Origin of the sequence: Burkholderia aenigmatica (assembly GCF_048627025.1) — a bacterium.
Taxonomy (GTDB): Bacteria; Pseudomonadota; Gammaproteobacteria; order Burkholderiales; family Burkholderiaceae; genus Burkholderia; species Burkholderia aenigmatica.
The window spans coordinates 2,071,218-2,089,400 of the sequence record NZ_CP184468.1; the positions used below are offsets into that span (position 1 = coordinate 2,071,218).

Consider the following 18,183-nt stretch of genomic DNA (forward strand, 5'->3'; position numbering starts at 1 on the left):
CCTGTGTCCAGCGCCCGGGCGGCGCCGGCGCTTGCCAGGCCGCGCTCAGGCGCGCTTATCCGGTTCCAGCTGCGATTGCAGCAAAATGATTTTGTCCTTGGCCGCCAGCTTTTCCTTCTTCAGCCGGTGCAGCGTGATGTCGTCGATGTCGGAGTGTCCTTCCTTCAGCTCGATCTCCCGAGCGAGCTGCTGGTGCTGCTCCTGCAATGCAGCCAAACGGTTGTGCAATTCCTGCTGCTGTTCCGTGGGACGGTTTTGCATACTTGCCTCCTCATCGAAGCAGCGCGCCGGCTGGCGTGCCAGCGCGCGAGACTGATTCCGGATCAATCCAACACGTTACTGCCCCTGCTGCTGCTTCTGCTGCGCCTTCTCGGCCGCTTCCTTCTGGCGCTGCTCGACATCGGCCTTGTGCTGCACGGCTTCCTTCTGCTTCTGCTCGTAGCGCGCGGCGTTGTCCGCCCGCTCCTGCGCCTTCTGCGCGGCCTGCTGGTGCGCCTGGTCGAGCTTGCGCTGGAAGTCGCCCTGCTTCTGGTCGTATGCCTGCTTGCTCGCCGCGCGCTGCGGCGCTTCCGCGCCGCGCTGCGCCTGCTTCAGCGCATTCTGCTCCTGCTTGTCGCGGAACGCAGCCGCGTTTGCCGCGTCGTTCGCCGCGCGCTGCGGCGCTTCCGCCGCATCCCGCGCTTGCTTCAGCGCCTGCTGCTGGTCGCGCTGCTGCGCGCGCACCGCCCGCTGCTCGTCGTTGAGCGCGAGCTGCTCCTGGCGGATGCTCGCCCGCTCGTCGCGCATCTGCTCACGCGCCTTGCCGAGACAGTGATTGACGAAGAACTTGCTGTAGCAATCGTGCTCGGCCACCGCATAACGATAATCGTTTTCCGCGGAGCGTTGATTGAGCACTTTTTGACGGGCGTCGAAATCCGGTGCGGTTGTGGCTGTCGTGGGCGCAGCCGCGGCGGCGGCCGGCGCGGTGGCGCCCGAAGCCTGCGCGAACGCGCCGGAAGGCCCCGCAGACAAAGCCGCGGCGAGCGCTGCGCCGAGCGCGACGAGAGAAATTCGGGAAGTTGGCAACGTCGTAGGAAAGCTGCGGGACATGTGTCAAATTCTATCACCCCCGGCTGGGCGCTCCGCCATTTATGGCAAAATGCCCCGCTTCACTCACCCGCGGCATCTGGCCCGTCGGGCCCGCCACGCAGCCCGCCGCTTCGGGCCTGCCGGCCCGCGCCGCGATTTCAGCAGGCAGATCATCCACGACATGACGGAAACCGTAGCACTCAAGATCGTACAGCGCATCGCCACCGAACTGTCCGTCCAGCCGCGCCAGGTCGCGGCGGCCGTGCAACTCCTCGACGAAGGCTCGACCGTTCCGTTCATTGCCCGGTACCGCAAGGAAGTGACCGGCAACCTGGACGACACGCAGTTGCGCCAGCTCGAGGAACGCCTCCTGTATCTGCGCGAACTCGAGGATCGCCGCGCGACGATCCTGGCGAGCATCGACGAACAGGGCAAGCTGACCGACGAACTGCGCGCCGCGATCGACGCGGCCGACAGCAAGCAGGTGCTCGAAGACCTTTATCTGCCGTACAAGCCGAAGCGCCGCACGCGTGCGCAGATCGCCCGCGAGGCCGGCCTCGAGCCGCTCGCCCAGGCGCTCCTCGCGAACCCGCTGCTCGACCCGCAGGCCGAGGCAGCCGCGTACGTCGACGCCGAGAAAGGCGTCGCCGACGTGAAGGCCGCGCTCGACGGCGCGCGCGACATCCTGTCCGAACAGTTCGGCGAGACGGCCGAGCTGCTCGGCAAGCTGCGCGACTACCTGCACAACCAGGGTGTCGTGTCGTCGGCCGTCGTCGAGGGCAAGGAAAACGAGGAAGGCGAGAAATTCCGCGACTATTACGACTACGCGGAAACGATCAAGACCGTGCCGTCGCACCGCGCCCTCGCGTTGTTCCGTGGCCGCAATGCCGGCGTGCTGACCGTCAAGCTCGGCCTCGGCGAAGAGCTCGACGCGCAGGTGCCGCATCCCGGCGAGGCGATGATCGCGCGCCATTTCGGCATCGCGAACCAGAACCGTCCGGCCGACAAGTGGCTGTCCGACGTGTGCCGCTGGTGCTGGCGCGTGAAGGTGCAGCCGCACATCGAGAACGAGCTGCTCACGCAACTGCGCGAAACGGCCGAAACGGAAGCGATCCGCGTGTTCGCGCGCAACCTGAACGACCTGCTGCTGGCCGCGCCGGCTGGCCCGAAGGCCGTGATCGGTCTCGACCCCGGCCTGCGCACGGGCGTGAAGGTCGCGGTCGTCGACCGTACCGGCAAGGTGCTCGCGACCGACACGATCTACCCGCACGAGCCGCGCCGCGACTGGGACGGCTCGATCGCGAAACTCGCCCGCATCGCCGCACAGACGCAAGCCGAGCTGATCAGCATCGGCAACGGCACCGCGTCGCGCGAAACCGACAAGCTCGCGAGCGAGCTGATCGCGAAACACCCGGAACTGCGCCTGCAGAAGATCGTCGTGTCGGAAGCCGGCGCGTCGGTCTACTCGGCGTCCGAACTCGCCGCGAAGGAATTCCCGGAGCTCGACGTATCGCTGCGCGGCGCCGTGTCGATCGCACGCCGCCTGCAGGACCCGCTCGCCGAGCTCGTGAAGATCGAGCCGAAGGCGATCGGCGTCGGCCAGTACCAGCACGACGTGAACCAGCGCGAACTCGCCCGCTCGCTCGACGCGGTCGTCGAGGATTGCGTGAACGCGGTCGGCGTCGACGCGAACACGGCGTCGGCCCCGCTGCTCGCCCGCGTATCGGGCCTGAACGCGACGCTCGCGCGCAACATCGTCGACTACCGCGATGCGAACGGCCCGTTCCCGTCGCGCGAGCACCTGCGCAAGGTGCCGCGCCTCGGCGACAAGACCTTCGAACAGGCCGCCGGCTTCCTGCGCATCAACGGCGGCGAGAATCCGCTCGACCGCTCGTCGGTGCACCCGGAAGCGTATCCGGTCGTCGAACGGATGCTCGCGAAGATCAGCAAGCGCATCGACGACGTGCTCGGCAACCGCGAAGCGCTGTCGGGCCTGTCCCCGACGGAATTTGTTGACGAACGTTTCGGCCTGCCGACCGTGCGCGACATCCTGTCCGAACTGGAGAAGCCGGGTCGCGATCCGCGCCCCGAATTCAAGACCGCAACGTTCCGCGAAGGCGTCGAGAAGGTGTCGGATCTCGTGCCGGGCATGACGCTCGAAGGCGTCGTGACGAACGTCGCCGCGTTCGGCGCGTTCGTGGACATCGGCGTCCACCAGGACGGCCTCGTCCACGTGTCCGCGATGTCGACGAAGTTCATCAAGGACCCGCACGAAGTCGTGAAGGCCGGCCAGGTCGTCAAGGTGAAGGTGATCGACGTCGACGTGAAGCGCCAGCGCATCGCGCTGACGATGCGCCTCGACGACGACGCGGCAGCACCCGGCATGTCGTCGCGCGGCGGCCAGGATCGCGGCAACGCGGGGCGCGGCGCCGCCCGCCCGCAGCGTTCGCGCGAGCCGGAACCGGCCGGCGCGATGGCTGCGGCGTTCGCGAAGCTGAAGCGCTGAGCACGCGCAAGCTTTCGCGACGCACAAAAAAGCCCGCCGAAAGGCGGGCTTTTTTATGGCTGCGGCGAACACGGTGCGCGGCCGGACGGCCCGCGCACACACCGCACATCAGATCTCGATCTTCGTCCCGAGCTCGACCACGCGGTTCGCCGGGATCGAGAAGAAGTCGGTCGGCTTCGCGGCATTCTGGTGCATCCACGCGAACACGCGCTCGCGCCAGATCGACATCCCGGGCAGATGCGTCGGCACGACCGTTTCGCGCGCGAGGAAGAACGACGTATCCATCAGCTCGAACGTCATGTCGTGCGTGCGGCCGAATTCCTCGAGCACCGCCTTCACGTCCGGCGTCTCGTTGAAGCCGTACTCCGCCTTGACGATGTACAGCCCGCCGCCCGCATCGCGCGAGGTCTGGCGCTTGTCGTCGCGCACGTAAGGAATGTCGCGCGTGACGAACGTGAGGAAAATGGTTCGCTCGTGCAGCACCTTGTTGTGCTTCAGGTTGTGCAGCAGGCTGACGGGCACGAGCTTGTCGTTGCCGGTCAGGTAGATCGCGGTGCCCGACACACGGTGCGGCGGGTGCGCGAGCAGCCCCTGCAGGAACGGCTCGAGCGGGATACCGTCGGCCGCCGTGCGCTCCTTGACGATGTGACGCCCCTTGTACCAGGTCATCAGCAGGAAGAACAGCAGCGCGCCGATGCCGAGCGGCAGCCAGCCGCCCTGCGCGACCTTCAGCAGGTTCGCGCCGAAGAAGCCGAGGTCGACCGCGAGGAACACCGCGATGATCGCGCCGACCAGCAGCCGGTTCCAGTTCCACACCTTCACCATCACGACCGCGGCGAGCACGGTCGTGATCACCATCGTCGCCGTCACCGCGATGCCGTACGCGGCCGCGAGGTTGTCGGAACTCTTGAAGCCGATGACGATGCAGAGGATCACGAACAGCAGCAGCCAGTTCACGACCGGCACGTAGATCTGGCCGATCGCGAGTTCCGACGTATGCAGCACCTTCATGCGCGGCACATAGCCGAGCTGGATAGCCTGCGACGTCAGCGAATACGCGCCCGAGATCACCGCCTGCGACGCAATGACGGTCGCGACCGTCGACAGCACGACGAGCGGCAGCAGCCCCCATTCGGGTGCCAGCAGGAAGAACGGGTTCTCGATCGCCTTCGGGTTCTGGATCAGCAGCGCGCCCTGGCCGAAGTAGTTCAGCACGAGCGACGGCATCACGAGCCCGTAGGCAGCGATGCGGATCGGCTTCGCGCCGAAGTGGCCCATGTCAGCGTAGAGCGCTTCCGCGCCAGTCAGCACCAGCACGACCGAGCCGAGCACGACGTAGGCCTGCAGCAGGTGATCGGCCATGAACGACGCCGCGTAATACGGGTTGATGGCCGCCATGATGCCCGGCACCCGCGCGATGTGATACACACCGAGCGCCGCGATCACGACGAACCACACCACCATGATCGGGCCGAACAGCTTGCCGACCAGTGCGGTGCCGTGACGCTGGATCCAGAACAGCGCGATCAGGATCACGATCGTGATCGGCAGTACGAGGTGGGACAGGTGCGGCGTCGCGATTTCGAGACCCTCGACCGCCGACATCACCGAGATCGCCGGTGTGATCACCGCGTCGCCGTAGAACATGCAGGCGCCGAAGATGCCGAGCGCCATCAGTGCGCCCGTCACACGGGATTTCGAGTTGAGCGGCCGCAACGACAGCGCCATCAGCGCGAGCACGCCGCCTTCGCCGTTGTTGTCGGCCCGCATCACGAACAGCAGGTACTTGATGCCGACCACCAGGATGATTGCCCAGAACAGCAGCGAGATCACGCCGAGAATCGATCCTTCGGTGAGCGGAATGCCGTGTGCGGGGCTGAACGCCTCCTTGAGCGAATACAGCGGGCTGGTGCCGATGTCGCCGAACACGACGCCGATGGCTGCTATCGCTAGCGCCCGCATCGAGTGTTGTTGCGTCGAATGCGGCGCGTGTGCTGCGTCGGTCGCTTGGATCGTGTCGTTCATATGAAGCGTAATAATCGGGTCCGGGTCGGACAAAACGAGCGCTATTCTACTCGCGCCCCCGTGAAACGCCGCCCTGCTCTGTTGCCGTGGAACCACGTAATCGACGCTGCGCATGCAATCCGGCGCAAGCTGTGGCAGGGCTGCCAATCATAGCCGCGGCAGCGCCGTCTGCCTACCGGATCCGCGGCGCGCACAGCGCCGGCGCGCATGTCGCCCCAATGAAAAACGGCGCCGCAAGCGGCGCCGTACAAGGCTTTCCTTCGATCGGCCGGCCGCTTACGCGCCCGAACCGTCGCGCTGTGCGCGACCGCGCTTGATCCACGCCTCGAGGTTGTGCGGGCGAACCGTGTCCCACTCCTCGAACGGCTGATGAATCCACGGATTCGTCGGCAGAAACTGCGTGTGATAGTCGGGCTTGACCTTCGAGCACCCCTTGTACCAGAGCACGGCCGAGCGCACGGCCGTCACCGACGGATAGCGCTCCTTCAGGTGCTCCTGCACGCGCGCAAGCGTGACGCCCGAATCGACGAGATCGTCGACCAGCAGCACGTTGCCCGCCAGGTTGCCGCGCGTCATCGTGATGTACTGCGCGATGTCGAGATCGCCCTGCTCCGTGCCGGCCGCTTCCCGGTACGAACTCGTCGCGAGAATCGCGAGCGGCACGTCGTAGATGCGCGACAGTTGATCGCCGACACGCAGGCCACCGCGCGCGAGGCACAGGATCTGGTCGAACTTCCAGCCCGATGCATGAACCTGGAGCGCGAGCAGCTCGATGAGACGGTGATACTCGTCCCAGCCTACCCACAGGTTCTTGTCGTCGTTGCGCGGATCAGTCATCAAGTCTGCCGCCGTCATCGTGATTTGCTGCGTCATCTGGAAATTACACCTTGAACGGATGGCGGAGCAGAATCGTTTCGTCGCGGTCCGGGCCCGTCGACACCATGTCGACCGGCACGCCAGCCACTTCCTGGACGCGGGTCAGGTAAGCCTGCGCATTCGCCGGCAGTGCTTCCCACGTCTTGATGCCGACCGTGCTTTCCTTCCAGCCTGCAAACGTTTCGTAGACGGGCTCGCAACGCGCCACGTCGGCGGCGCCACGCGGCAGGATGTCCGCATCCTTGCCGTCGATCTTGTAGCCGACGCACAGCTTGACTTCGTCGAGGCCGTCGAGCACGTCGAGCTTCGTCATGCACAGGCCCGACACGCCGTTGATCTGGATCGAGCGGCGCAGCGCGGCCGCGTCGAGCCAGCCCGTGCGGCGCGGACGGCCGGTGACCGAACCGAATTCCTTGCCGACGTTCGCGAGCGTGACGCCGACCTGCTCCTGACGCTGCGGATTGTCCGCATCGTACAGTTCGCTCGGGAACGGGCCCGAGCCGACGCGCGTGCAATAGGCCTTCGTGATGCCGAGGATGTAGTTGAGCTTCTGCGGACCGACGCCTGCGCCGGCCGACGCCGCACCTGCGACGCAGTTGCTCGACGTGACGAACGGATAGGTGCCGTGATCGATGTCGAGCAGCGTGCCCTGCGCGCCTTCGAACAGCAGGTTCTGGCCCGCATTGTTCGCGTCGTACAGGCGGCGCGACACGTCGGCCACCATCGGCTTCAGGCGATCGGCATAGCCAAGCATCGTGTCGAGCGTGGCCTGGAAATCGACGGCCGCGGCGCCCAGGTACTGGGTCAGCACGAAGTTGTGGAAATCGAGGTTTTCGCGCAGGCGGTCGGCGAAGGTCTTCGCGTCGAACAGGTCCTGCACGCGCAGCGCGCGGCGGCCGACCTTGTCTTCGTACGCGGGGCCGATGCCGCGGCCCGTCGTGCCGATCTTGCCCGCGCCCTTGCGCGCTTCGCGCGCCTGGTCGATCGCGATGTGGTACGGCAGGATCAGCGTCGTGGCTTCGGAAATGAACAGACGGTCGCGCACGTTCACGCCGGCTTCTTCCAGCTCGCCGATTTCCTTGAACAGTGCTTCGGGGGACAGGACGACGCCGTTGCCGATGTAGCAGGCGACGCCTTCACGCATGATGCCCGACGGAATGAGGCGCAAGATCGTTTTCTTGCCGCCGATGATGAGGGTGTGGCCGGCGTTGTGACCGCCCTGGAAACGCACGACGCCCTGAGCGTGGTCCGTCAGCCAGTCGACGATCTTGCCCTTGCCTTCATCACCCCATTGCGTTCCCACGACGACGACATTGCGCCCGGGAGTCACGTTCACTGCGCTGGCAGACATGTTGATTCGTTAGCTGGTTAAAAACGTATTCTACCTATGTTCGCGGGCGATTCCGAATTTTTCCGTTTCGCTTCAACGATATGCACGCCGAAGCACGTCCCGCGAACGCCTGTTTATCGGGGTTCGACCACCCATGCACCGTTGCGCTCGACGAGCGAACGGTCGCAGGCAAACTCGTCGAGCACATGATCGTGGCCCGGCAGCGCCTGGATCACGACTTCGCCCGCATCGCGCAGCGCCGCAACGGCCGTGCTCAGTGCGTCGTCCTGTGCCCACGGCGCGAGAATCGCGGTGCCGCGCGCCTCGACCGGCGAGATCCGCGCAAGCTCGCGCAGGTCGAGCGAGAAGCCCGTAGCCGGACGGGCACGGCCGTACGCCTGGCCGACGTGGTCGTAGCGGCCGCCCCGCGCGATCGCGTTCGGCACGCCATCGATGTAGGCGCTGAACATCGCACCGCTGTGGTACGCGTAGCCGCGCAGGTCGCCGAGATCGATCGCCACTTCGACACCCTTCGCCTGCGCCGCGAGTTGCGCCAGATCGTCGAGCGCCCGCGTGATTTCGGGCAGCACCGGCAACCGCGCGCGCGCCTCGGCGAGCACGCTCGCATCGCCGTAGAGATGCGGCAGCGCGCGCAGCGCGGCGCGCGTATCGGCGCCGAGATCGTCGGTGAGTTCGTTCAGCAGCGGCACGTCCTTGCCCGACAGCGCGTCGTACAGCGACTCGCCGCGCTCGGCAGCCTGCGCGTCGCGCGCCAGCAGTGCCGCGAGCACACCCGCGTGGCCGAGGTCGAGACGGATGCGCGACAGCCCCGCGAGATGCAGCGCGTCGAGCATCAGTTGCTGGATCTCGAGGTCGGCTTCCAGCCCACCATGCCCATAGATTTCGGCGCCGATCTGGATCTGCTCGCGCGTTGCGTGCAGGCCGCGCGGACGCGTATGCATCACGTGGCCCGCATAGCAGAGGCGCGTCACGCCCTGACGGTTCAACAGGTGCGCGTCGATCCGCGCGACCTGCGGCGTGATGTCGGCGCGCAGGCCGAGCGTGCGGCCCGACATCTGGTCGACCAGCTTGAAGGTGCGCAGGCGCAAGTCGGCGCCGCCGCTCGTCAGCAGCGACTCGAGATACTCGAGCAGCGGCGGCATCACCATTTCGTAGCCGTACGAACGGAAGCGGTCGAGCAGCCTGCGGCGCAGCTCCTCGATCTTGCGCGCTTCCGACGGCAGTACGTCGGCGATATTCTCGGGAAGTAACCAGGTCGACATCGGTACGGTCCTACGACGGGAAACAGCGCGCGACACGCGCGCCGCGATGTGAATCGGAAATTCTGAATTCGGGCGGGACGAACGGCGGATGCGCCGTCCGGATCGGGTGTCCGGTCAGGTCGCGAGCAGCAGCAGTACAAGCCCGAGCACCATCACGATCAGCCCGCCGATCCGGATATGATGCGGCGGCCGCTCAGCTATTCTACGAAACGTGTCGCGCCAGGCGACGGGAAACACGAAGGGGAACGCCCCCTCGATGATCAGCATCAGCGCTACTGCGAGCAACAACGAGCCAGCCAGGTCCATGCGAGCGACGGCGCCGCTCGACGCGGCGCCCCAAGGTCAGTGTTTGCGGGGAGCAGGCGCCGCCGGTGCGGCACCGCCCGTCGGGCTGCGCATGAAGCGGAAGAACTCGCTGTCGGGATCGACGACGATGATGTCGTTGCGCTTGAACGTGTTCCGGTAAGCCTGCAGGCTCGCGTAGAACTGATAGAACTGCGGATCGCGACCGAACGCGTCGGCGGCAATCGTCGCAGCCTTCGCATCGCCCTCGCCCTTGATCGTCTGCGCGGACTTGTACGCGTTCGCGAGCACGGCCTGCTGTTCGCGTTCGGCATCGGCCTTGATCTGCTCGACGTCCGCCGCGCCTTGCGCACGCACCTGCGCGGCCTGATCGCGCAGTGCGCCGATCATCCGCTGATAGACGGCATCGGTCTGCGCGGCGGGCAAGTCGACGCGCATCAGCTGGACGTCGACCACGTCAACGCCGAACCCGGACGCCTTCGCCTTCACTTCGTCGCGGGCCGCATCGGCGATCGCACGCTGGCCGCCGAGCGCGTCGTCGAGCGCGCGCTTGCCGAACGCGTCGCCGAGTGCGCTCTTCAGCGCGCCGGCCAGACGTTCGCCGGCTGCCGCCGGGTCGCCACCCGTCGCCGTGAAATACTTCATCGGATCGCTGATCCGGTATTTCACCGCATAGGCGACGAGCAGGTCGTGCTTGTCTTCCGTTGCCAGTTGCAGCGGATCCGACGACTCGAGCGATTGCAGGCGCGTGTCGATCAGCGTGGCCGTCTGCAGCGGCGGCGGCAACTTGAAATGGATGCCGGGGCCAGCCAGCTCGGGCTGCGCGCCGTCGCGCCCCGACAGCACGGCCGTGTGGCGCGGATCGACGGTAAGGACGGTCGACGATGCCGCGAAGGCAACGATCACGATTGCGACGACGAGCGCAATGATTCGGTTCATGTTCTGCGCTCCCCGTTACTTCAGATCGTCTTCGCGCGACCGGCTGCGAAACGCTTCGCGCGATCGCAGCACGTCGTTGCCCGACGCTGCCGACGCCGCACTCGCGGGTGCCGCTGCAGCCGGCGCGACGGCCGCCGGTGCCGACGCCGCATCGGGCGCGGCTGCGCCAGTGGACGCCGCGGCGTTTTGCCGCCCCTGCTCGACGAGCTTGTCGAGCGGCAGATACACGACGCTGTTGCCGCCCTTGTTGCCGACGAACACCTTCGTCGAGTTCGAATAGATTTCCTGCATCGTCTCGAGATACATCCGCTCGCGGATCACCGCGGGCGCCTTCGAGTACTGCGCATAGACCTGCTTGAAGCGATCGGCATCGCCTTCGGCTTCCGTGACCACGCGATCGGCATACGCCTTCGCTTCGTCGACGAGCTTCGCGGCATCGCCCTGCGCCTTCGGCAGCAGGTCGCTTGCATATGCCTGTGCAGCACGCTTCGCGGCCTCGCGTTCATCACGCGCCTTCGCGACTTCGCCGTACGCGGCCTGCGTCTGCTCGGGCGCCGCCACGCTCTGCATCGTGACGGCCGTCACCTCGAGCCCCGACTGGTAGCGATCGAGATCGCGCTGGATCGCGGTAGACAACTGCTCGCGCAGCGCATCGCGATCCTGGTTCAGCACGTCGGCCGCGCTGCGCGTACCGACGATCGCACGCACCGCGGCCTGGGCGGCCTGCGAGACGCTGCGCTCGGGATCGACGCTGCGGAACAGGTAATCGGTCGCGGAACGGATCCGGTACTGGACGATGAAACGCACGTCGACGATATCGGCATCGCGCGTCAGCATCGCCGCTTCCTTCACGTTCGCGAGGCGCACGACGTTGTTGCGGCCGATCTCGATCGAGCGGACCTGCGACGTATCGACGATCTCATGCGACGCGAACGGATACGGCGCGCGCCAGTGCACGCCCTGACCGACCGTGCCCGACAGCTTGCCGAGTTGCAGCACGACGCCCGTCTGGCCGTCCTGCACGACGAACAGCCCGCTGCCCGCGTAGACTGCGACCAGCACGCCGATCACGATGCCGACGCCGACTCGCGCGGCTCGCCCGTTGTCAGGACGGAAGCCGTTGCCGCCCTTGCCGCCGAACAGGCCGTTCAGGCGTCGGTTGAAGTTGCGCCACATCTCGTCGAGATCGGGCGGGCCATCGCCGTCGCCGCCTTGCGGCCGCTTCGATTCGTTCGCACGGGGACGGGATCCATCCTTGCCATTGCCTTCGCCGCGTCCCCAGCGGGGATCGTTGATCGACAGCAAGGCGCGCATCCGCCGCCAGGTACTCCGCTCGTTGTATTCGTTCACCAGAGTTTGTTCACCAGATTAGACGCCGGCGAACCGGCCGGGACCGGTTAGCGCCCGTGTTCGGAAATCGTGTGGTCTTCGTGTGGTTCAGCGGGAGCGCCGTCGAACGCGCCGTTGGGTAACGTCGCGCTGGAAAGGTGTTCCGCGGAGGCGATTTCGGCGATGGCGGCACGCAACGCGTCAAGACCCTGACCGGTGCGCGCGCTCAAAAAGACGCGCGAAATATTACCATACTCGTCCCGCTCGACCGCGTCGCCGCGGGCCGCCAGCTCAGGCACGGCGTCGATCTTGTTGAATACCAGCACCTGGCGGATCGTGTCCGCGCCGATCTCGTGCAGCACGCCGTTGACCTGCTCGATCTGTTCAAGCCTGACCGCGCTCGACGCATCGACCACGTGCAGCAGCAGATCCGCGTGGATCGTTTCCTCGAGGGTCGCGCGGAATGCGGCGACCAGTTGGTGAGGCAACTCGCGGATGAACCCGACCGTATCCGACACGACGATCTGGCCGACCTCGTCGCCGAGGTACACGCGACGCGACGTCGTGTCGAGCGTAGCGAACAGCTGGTCGGCCGCATACGCCTGCGCTTTCGTCAGCGCGTTGAACAGCGTCGACTTGCCCGCGTTCGTATAGCCGACGAGCGACACCGACATCGTGCCGCTGCGCGCGCGCTGCCGGCGTTGCGTACTGTGTTGCCGGCGCAGCCGGTCGAGCCGCGACTTCAGCATCTTGATGCGCTCGCCGATCAGCCGGCGGTCGGTTTCGAGCTGCGTTTCACCCGGGCCGCGCAGGCCGATACCGCCCTTCTGACGCTCGAGGTGGGTCCATGCGCGAATGAGTCGCGTCGACAGATACTGAAGCTGTGCGAGTTCGACCTGCAGCTTGCCTTCGTGGCTGCGGGCGCGCTGCGCAAAGATGTCGAGGATGAGGCTGGTGCGATCGACCACACGCCTGTTAAGTGCCTGCTCCAGATTACGTTGCTGGGCTGGCGCCAGTGCGTGGTTGAAGATGACGATTTCGACGTTGTGCGCGTCGCAGGCGAGCCGGAGTTCTTCGGCTTTGCCGCTGCCGATGAACATCTTGGCATCGGGACTGGCGCGACGGCCTGTGAGGGTGACGGCGGGACGGGCCCCGGCGCTGGAGGCGAGAAGACTGAGTTCTTCGAGACTGGCTTCGAAATCGGTCTTGCCGAAATCGATGCCGACGAGCGCTGCGTTGATCAAATTTTCAGGTGTCAAGATAAGGCGGCTGGCATCGGTCGCTCGCGGCGACCGGATGCCGGCCGCTGCGATAGGTTAGGACGAGGCTTCCGCGTCCGGGTGGAAATTCACCGGGCGCGCCGGCACGACCGTCGAGATGGCGTGCTTGTACACCATCTGGGTCACCGTATTACGGAGCAACACGACGTACTGGTCGAACGATTCAATGTTCCCTTGAAGCTTGATGCCGTTGACGAGATAGATCGAAACGGGAACGTGCTCTTTGCGCAGTGCGTTCAAAAACGGGTCTTGTAACAATTGCCCTTTGTTGCTCATGGCGTACTCCATCTTTTTTTGCAGGTTGATCTGGATTGGCGGCGAAGAAAAAGAGATCCGGCGCCAATCGCTACACTATAGCCGATTTTGCCTGGCCCGCCCGGGGCGTAGGCCTTGCGGCCAACCCCTTGCGGGACGCGTGAAACAGGCGTCTTCAGCTCTTGTCCGCGTACGGATTGTTCGACGAACGGAACTCTATGCGCAATGGAGTCCCTGTCAGTGAGAAAGTTTCGCGGAACCGGTTTTCCAGGTAACGCTTGTACGTTTCCGTCACGGCGTCGAGCGCGTTACCGTGGATGACGATGATCGGCGGATTCTGGCCGCCCTGGTGCGCGTAGCGCAGCTTCGGACGCACCGGGCCGCGACGGCGCGGCTGCTGGAACTCGACCGCCTCGATCAGCGCGCGCGTGAGCTTCGGCGTCGGCAGCTTCGCCATCGCCGCCGCGTATGCGTCGTCGACCGAGCGCATCAGCGTGCCGATACCCGTCTTCTTCGTGGCCGAAATGAAGTGCGATTTCGCGAAGTCGAGGAATTTCAGCTTGCGGGTCAAATCCGCTTTCGCGCGTTCGCGCGCATGCTCGTCGAGCCCGTCCCACTTGTTGACGCCGATCACGAGCGCGCGGCCCTGTTCGACGACGAAGCCGGCGATGTGCGCGTCCTGGTCGGAAATGTCCTGCTGCGCATCCAGCAGAAGAATGACGACGTTCGCGTCGGAGATCGACTGCAGCGTCTTCACGACCGAGAATTTCTCGATCGCCTCGAACACCTTGCCGCGGCGGCGCAAGCCGGCCGTATCGATCAGCGTGTATTTCTTGCCGTTACGTTCGAAGTCGACGTAGATCGAATCGCGCGTCGTGCCCGGCATGTCGAACGCGATCACGCGATCCTCGCCGATCAGCGCGTTCACGAGTGTCGACTTGCCGACGTTCGGGCGGCCGACGATCGCGATCTTGATGCCGCGCGACGGGTCGTTCTCGTCCTCTTCCTCCGGACGGTCCGCATACGCGACATCCAGCGCCTCGTTGATCATGTCGGTGACGCCGTCGCCGTGCGCCGCCGAGATCGCGCGCGGATCGCCGAGCCCGAGCTCGTAGAAGTCCGTCGCGACCGCCGTGTACTTCATCCCCTCGGCCTTGTTGACGACGAGGAAGATCGGCCGGCCGGTCTTGCGCAGGTAGTCGGCGATCGACTTGTCCTGCGGCGCGAGCCCGTTGCGGCCGTCGACGATGAACACGACGACGTCGGCTTCCTCGACGGCCTGCCGCGTCTGGCGTGCCATCTCGTGCAGGATGCCGTCCTTCGCGACGGGCTCGAAGCCGCCCGTATCGACGACCAGGTACGGCCGCTCGCCGACGCGCCCTTCGCCATAATGGCGATCGCGCGTCAGGCCCGGCAAGTCGGCGACCAGCGCATCACGCGAGCGCGTGAGCCGGTTGAACAGCGTGGATTTCCCCACATTGGGGCGCCCAACGAGGGCAATGACCGGTTTCATCTGTGTTTTCTACGGTGAAGCGCAGCAGCGGGAGGCCCGCTGCTGCGGGCGGCTGCGCTGAATGAAAATATCACGAATTCGCGCCGCGCCGGATGCGCGCGCCTGGCGCGCGTTGCGCGCCGTCGTCTTTCGTCTCGAACTGCCTTTCAAATACCGAGCGGCCGGGAGCACCGGCCGCCTTCAAATCGCGCGGCCGCGGTGCGCGGGACAAAGCCCGTCACACCGCGGCCGCGCATGTTTCCTGCGCGTCAGCGCGGACGGAATCCGTACAGGCCGCCGTCCTTCGTTTGCACGACGAGCGTATTGCCCGCGAGGACCGGCGCCGCCGTAATCGCGCTGCCGTCGGTCTTCATCCGTGCGATGAAGCTGCCGTCTTCGCGCGACAGGAAGTGCACGAAGCCCTTGTAATCGCCCATCACGACCGCGTGCCCGAGCAGATACGGCACGCCGACGTCACGGCTCTTCAGCTTGTCGTTGCGCCACAGCTCGTTGCCCGAAGCGGCATCGTACGCCGTCACGACCGACCAGTCGTCGCCGCCGGCGACCACCGAATCATCCTGCGCGAGACCGCTGCGGCTCGAGAACGCCTTTTCCCACAGCGGGCGGCCCGAGTTTGCATCGAAGCAGCCGAGCTGCCCCTGGAACGTCACCGCGCAGGCTTCCGCGCCCACGAGCGTCGGCGGGCCGCTGACGTCGTTGATGCGCTCGACCTCGGTCACGCCCTTCGGAAACGACACCGGCGTCTGCCAGAACGGCTCACCCGTCTGCAGGTTGATTGCGACCAGCCCGCCGCCCGGGAAGCCCGCCAGCACCGCCGCGTCACCCGCGAACGTCATGCCGGCCGACACGCGCAGGTTCAGCGGCACCGCGCGGTTGCGGTAGTTCCACTTCTGCTCGCCCGTCTGCGCGTTGAACGCGATCACCTGGCCATCGATCGTGCGGACGACGACAAGGCCGTTGCCGACGAGCGGCGGCGAGAAAATCTCGCCCTGCACGCTGGTCTTCCACAGTTGCTTGCCGTCCGGGCCCAGCACGAACACGCCGCCCTTCAGCGCGCCGACCGCGGTCAGGTTGCCGTCGCTGCCGACACCGGCCGACAGGTCGGAACCGACCTTCGCGCGCCAGAGCGTCTGGCCCGTCTTCGCGTCGATCTTCTCGACCGAACCGTTTTCGCCCGCCGCATAGACGGCGTCGCCTACGGCCACCGGCGAGAACAGGTAGCGCCCGCCCTTGCCGACGCCCGCCTTCCAGACCTGTTGCACGTCCATCTGGGGCTTGAACTCGGTGAGCGGCGTCGGCACGCGGCGCGCATCCTTCGTCGACGAGCAGGCCGTCAATGCGAGGACAGCCGCCGCGCAGGCAACGGGCACAGCGTAACGTTTCAGCAAATTCATCGGTTAGCGAAGCAGAGTTAAGAGGTTGAGGGGACCAGGGTTCAGCCGCCGAGCGCGTCCAGCTTGAACTGAACGAGCTGGCGCGCAGACTGGTCGTCCTTCGACAGGCCGTCGAGCGCAAGCTTGTAAGCCGCGCGCGCATCGTCGGTCTTGCCTTGCGCAGCAAGCAGATCGCCACGGCGATCGGCCACGAGGCCCTTGAATGCATCGACCGGCGTACCCGACAGCAGCGCGAGGCCCGCGTCGTACGCCTTCTCGTCGAGCAGCAGCGCCGCGAGACGCAGCTTCGCGATCTGCTTGTACTCGTCATCCTTGGCGTGATCGACGGCCCATTGCAACTGCGCCTTCGCACCTGCCGCGTCGCCGGCCGCGTACAGCGTCTTCGCGGCGGAGAGCGCCGTCATCTGCGCATACGGCGTGCTGCCGAACTTGTCTTCCATGTCGGCGGCCGCGCGGGCCATCGTCGCCTTGTCGTTCGCGGCGGCGGCCTTCTGGACCTGCTCGTACAGCCCGGACGCCTCGGCAGCCTGACGGCGCTGCCAGTAGTTCCAGCCGTTGAAACCGGCCGCGACGACGAGCGCCGCGAGCACGATCCACGTGGTGAGGTTACCCCAGCGGGCCCACCACGCCTTGAGACTTTCAATCGATTCTTGTTCGTCGTGATAACTCATCGGCGAGCGATTCCTTCCTGTTCAGGCCTTTCTTGTCGAGCGGATGCCAGCGCGATCAGTCGTCGCCGTCTTCGGCGGATGCAACCATCGCATTGATTAGGAATTCGGTCAAGCCTTCGACCGGTACGGTCTGCTGAACGTTCTTTTCCCCATCTCCGCCCGCACCGCGCAGCGCTTTCACGCCCACCGTCCCGTTCGCAACCTCTTCTTCACCGAAGATCACCGCGAACGCAGCGCCGCTTGCGTCGGCTCGCTTCATTTGCGACTTGAAGCTGGCCGGCGCACCGTCGGCGCTGCAGTGGAAGATCACGTCGAGGCCCGTATCGCGCAGGCGCTCGGCCGCGATGAACGCCTGTTCACGTGCGGTCTCGCCCTGGTGCACGACGTACACGTCGACACCTTCCTGCTCGGGCGCGAGATCCTCTTCCTTCAGCAGTTCGAGGATCCGCTCGATGCCCATCGCCCAGCCGCACGCGGCGGTCGGCTTGCCGCCGAGCTGCTCGATCAGCGGATCGTAGCGGCCACCGGCCGCAACCGTGCCCTGCGCGCCGAGCTTGTCGGTGACCCACTCGAACACGGTCAGGTTGTAGTAGTCGAGGCCGCGCACGAGACGCGGGTTGATCTTGAACGGGATGTTGTTCGCGAGCAGCAGGCGCTGCAGCCCTTCGAAGTGCGCGCGCGACTCGTCGCCGAGGAAGTCGATCAGCTTCGGCGCGTTCTGCGCGATTTCCTGCAGCGCGGGGTTCTTCGTATCGAGCACGCGCAGCGGGTTCGTATACAGGCGACGCTTCGCATCCTCGTCGAGCACGTCGGCGAACTGCTCGAGGTACTTGATCAGTTCGACGCGGTGCGCGGCACGCTCTTCGGCGAGGCCGAGCGAGTTGATCTCGAGCTTGATGCCGGTCAGGCCGAGGTCGTCCCACAGGCGCTGGCACATCATGATGATCTCGGCATCCGCATCGGGACCCGCAAAGCCGAGCGCCTCGACGCCGACCTGGTGGAACTGGCGGTAGCGGCCGCGCTGCGGACGCTCGTGACGGAACATCGGGCCGATGTACCACAGGCGCTTCGGGCCGTCGTACAGCATGTTGTGCTCGATCGACGCGCGCACGACCGCCGCGGTGTTTTCCGGGCGCATCGTCAGGTTCTCGCCGTTCAGCGCGTCGGTGAAGCTGTACATCTCCTTCTCGACGATGTCGGTGACCTCACCGATGCCGCGCGTGAAGAGCTGCGTGTGCTCGACGATCGGCGTGCGGATGTTCTGGTAACCGTATGCGCGCAGCAGCGATTTCACGGTGGCTTCGAAGAACTCCCAAAGGCCGGCATCCTGCGGGAGGATGTCGTTCATGCCCTTGACGCCGGTGAGCTTCTCGATCTTGCGTTTTTGTTCAGTCATCGTGTGTGTGGACGA

General features: G+C 65.8%; 16 protein-coding genes. 1 reads left to right on the forward strand and 15 read right to left on the reverse strand.

Annotated features, from left to right (window positions below; all coding sequences use genetic code 11):
- Positions 1-45: 45 nt before the first annotated feature.
- Together ACN8ZM_RS09675 and ACN8ZM_RS09680 are read right to left on the reverse strand one after the other, a co-directional pair.
- Positions 46-261 carry a YdcH family protein gene (locus ACN8ZM_RS09675; protein ID WP_006755091.1) on the reverse strand — a complete coding sequence of 72 codons (216 nt, stop codon included), beginning with the start codon at positions 259-261 and terminating at the stop codon, positions 46-48.
- 75 nt (positions 262-336) lie between these two features.
- On the reverse strand, positions 337-1,089 hold the full coding sequence (locus ACN8ZM_RS09680; RefSeq protein ID WP_043188311.1) for a hypothetical protein: 753 nt from the start codon (positions 1,087-1,089) through the stop codon (positions 337-339).
- A gap of 160 nt (positions 1,090-1,249) precedes the next feature.
- Between ACN8ZM_RS09680 and ACN8ZM_RS09685 the strand changes: the two genes are divergently transcribed.
- The gene (locus ACN8ZM_RS09685) at positions 1,250-3,574 is read left to right on the forward strand and encodes a Tex family protein (RefSeq protein ID WP_043188308.1); all 2,325 of its coding nucleotides are present in this window, start codon (positions 1,250-1,252) and stop codon (positions 3,572-3,574) included.
- 108 nt (positions 3,575-3,682) lie between these two features.
- Here the strand turns inward: ACN8ZM_RS09685 and ACN8ZM_RS09690 are convergent, their stop codons facing one another.
- The 13 genes from ACN8ZM_RS09690 to hisS all read right to left on the reverse strand — a co-directional run bounded on the left by ACN8ZM_RS09690 (position 3,683) and on the right by hisS (position 18,168).
- Entirely contained in the window at positions 3,683-5,599 is a 1,917-nt protein-coding gene (locus ACN8ZM_RS09690) for a potassium transporter Kup (protein WP_089450607.1), read from the reverse strand.
- Between the two features lie 276 nt (positions 5,600-5,875).
- Positions 5,876-6,472, reverse strand: a complete 597-nt coding sequence (locus tag ACN8ZM_RS09695; RefSeq protein ID WP_011352251.1) for a phosphoribosyltransferase — start codon at positions 6,470-6,472, stop codon at positions 5,876-5,878.
- Between the two features lie 7 nt (positions 6,473-6,479).
- Entirely contained in the window at positions 6,480-7,826 is a 1,347-nt protein-coding gene (locus ACN8ZM_RS09700; protein ID WP_043188303.1) for an adenylosuccinate synthase, read from the reverse strand.
- Positions 7,827-7,939: 113 nt separating this feature from the next.
- Positions 7,940-9,088, reverse strand: coding sequence for an ATP phosphoribosyltransferase regulatory subunit (locus tag ACN8ZM_RS09705; RefSeq protein ID WP_043188302.1), 1,149 nt, complete (start codon positions 9,086-9,088; stop codon positions 7,940-7,942).
- Positions 9,089-9,202: 114 nt separating this feature from the next.
- Entirely contained in the window at positions 9,203-9,394 is a 192-nt protein-coding gene (locus tag ACN8ZM_RS09710; RefSeq protein ID WP_006478685.1) for a DUF2065 domain-containing protein, read from the reverse strand.
- 36 nt (positions 9,395-9,430) lie between these two features.
- Positions 9,431-10,330: a protease modulator HflC gene (gene hflC, locus ACN8ZM_RS09715; protein WP_089450608.1), complete on the reverse strand. Its 900-nt coding sequence runs from the start codon at positions 10,328-10,330 to the stop codon at positions 9,431-9,433.
- 15 nt (positions 10,331-10,345) lie between these two features.
- A complete protein-coding gene (gene hflK / locus ACN8ZM_RS09720; protein ID WP_420209894.1) occupies positions 10,346-11,680 on the reverse strand; it encodes an FtsH protease activity modulator HflK in 1,335 nt (444 codons plus the stop codon).
- 47 nt (positions 11,681-11,727) lie between these two features.
- On the reverse strand, positions 11,728-12,903 hold the full coding sequence (gene hflX, locus ACN8ZM_RS09725; RefSeq protein ID WP_175021157.1) for a GTPase HflX: 1,176 nt from the start codon (positions 12,901-12,903) through the stop codon (positions 11,728-11,730).
- Positions 12,904-12,975: 72 nt separating this feature from the next.
- Positions 12,976-13,215, reverse strand: a complete 240-nt coding sequence (gene hfq, locus ACN8ZM_RS09730) for an RNA chaperone Hfq (RefSeq protein ID WP_006399927.1) — start codon at positions 13,213-13,215, stop codon at positions 12,976-12,978.
- A 154-nt stretch (positions 13,216-13,369) separates the two neighbouring features.
- The gene (gene der / locus ACN8ZM_RS09735) at positions 13,370-14,707 is read right to left on the reverse strand and encodes a ribosome biogenesis GTPase Der (protein WP_051890220.1); all 1,338 of its coding nucleotides are present in this window, start codon (positions 14,705-14,707) and stop codon (positions 13,370-13,372) included.
- Positions 14,708-14,955: 248 nt separating this feature from the next.
- Positions 14,956-16,101, reverse strand: coding sequence for an outer membrane protein assembly factor BamB (gene bamB, locus ACN8ZM_RS09740; RefSeq protein WP_043188291.1), 1,146 nt, complete (start codon positions 16,099-16,101; stop codon positions 14,956-14,958).
- A 41-nt stretch (positions 16,102-16,142) separates the two neighbouring features.
- Positions 16,143-16,772 carry a tetratricopeptide repeat protein gene (locus ACN8ZM_RS09745; protein WP_043188288.1) on the reverse strand — a complete coding sequence of 210 codons (630 nt, stop codon included), beginning with the start codon at positions 16,770-16,772 and terminating at the stop codon, positions 16,143-16,145.
- A 55-nt stretch (positions 16,773-16,827) separates the two neighbouring features.
- The gene (gene hisS, locus ACN8ZM_RS09750; protein WP_039360260.1) at positions 16,828-18,168 is read right to left on the reverse strand and encodes a histidine--tRNA ligase; all 1,341 of its coding nucleotides are present in this window, start codon (positions 18,166-18,168) and stop codon (positions 16,828-16,830) included.
- Positions 18,169-18,183 lie beyond the last annotated feature (15 nt).

Excerpts from the sequence above, each read along its gene's own strand:
- ACN8ZM_RS09705 (WP_043188302.1), bottom strand. The coding sequence starts at position 9,088 with ATGTCGACCTGGTTACTTCCCGAGAATATCGCCGACGTACTGCCGTCG.
- ACN8ZM_RS09745 (WP_043188288.1), bottom strand. The coding sequence starts at position 16,772 with ATGAGTTATCACGACGAACAAGAATCGATTGAAAGTCTCAAGGCGTGG.
- hfq (WP_006399927.1), bottom strand. The coding sequence starts at position 13,215 with ATGAGCAACAAAGGGCAATTGTTACAAGACCCGTTTTTGAACGCACTG.
- ACN8ZM_RS09695 (WP_011352251.1), bottom strand. The coding sequence starts at position 6,472 with ATGACGCAGCAAATCACGATGACGGCGGCAGACTTGATGACTGATCCG.
- hisS (WP_039360260.1), bottom strand. The coding sequence starts at position 18,168 with ATGACTGAACAAAAACGCAAGATCGAGAAGCTCACCGGCGTCAAGGGC.
- hflC (WP_089450608.1), bottom strand. The coding sequence starts at position 10,330 with ATGAACCGAATCATTGCGCTCGTCGTCGCAATCGTGATCGTTGCCTTC.
- ACN8ZM_RS09675 (WP_006755091.1), bottom strand. The coding sequence starts at position 261 with ATGCAAAACCGTCCCACGGAACAGCAGCAGGAATTGCACAACCGTTTG.
- der (WP_051890220.1), bottom strand. The coding sequence starts at position 14,707 with ATGAAACCGGTCATTGCCCTCGTTGGGCGCCCCAATGTGGGGAAATCC.
- ACN8ZM_RS09700 (WP_043188303.1), bottom strand. The coding sequence starts at position 7,826 with ATGTCTGCCAGCGCAGTGAACGTGACTCCCGGGCGCAATGTCGTCGTC.
- ACN8ZM_RS09710 (WP_006478685.1), bottom strand. The coding sequence starts at position 9,394 with ATGGACCTGGCTGGCTCGTTGTTGCTCGCAGTAGCGCTGATGCTGATC.
- ACN8ZM_RS09690 (WP_089450607.1), bottom strand. The coding sequence starts at position 5,599 with ATGAACGACACGATCCAAGCGACCGACGCAGCACACGCGCCGCATTCG.
- bamB (WP_043188291.1), bottom strand. The coding sequence starts at position 16,101 with ATGAATTTGCTGAAACGTTACGCTGTGCCCGTTGCCTGCGCGGCGGCT.
- ACN8ZM_RS09685 (WP_043188308.1), top strand. The coding sequence starts at position 1,250 with ATGACGGAAACCGTAGCACTCAAGATCGTACAGCGCATCGCCACCGAA.
- ACN8ZM_RS09680 (WP_043188311.1), bottom strand. The coding sequence starts at position 1,089 with ATGTCCCGCAGCTTTCCTACGACGTTGCCAACTTCCCGAATTTCTCTC.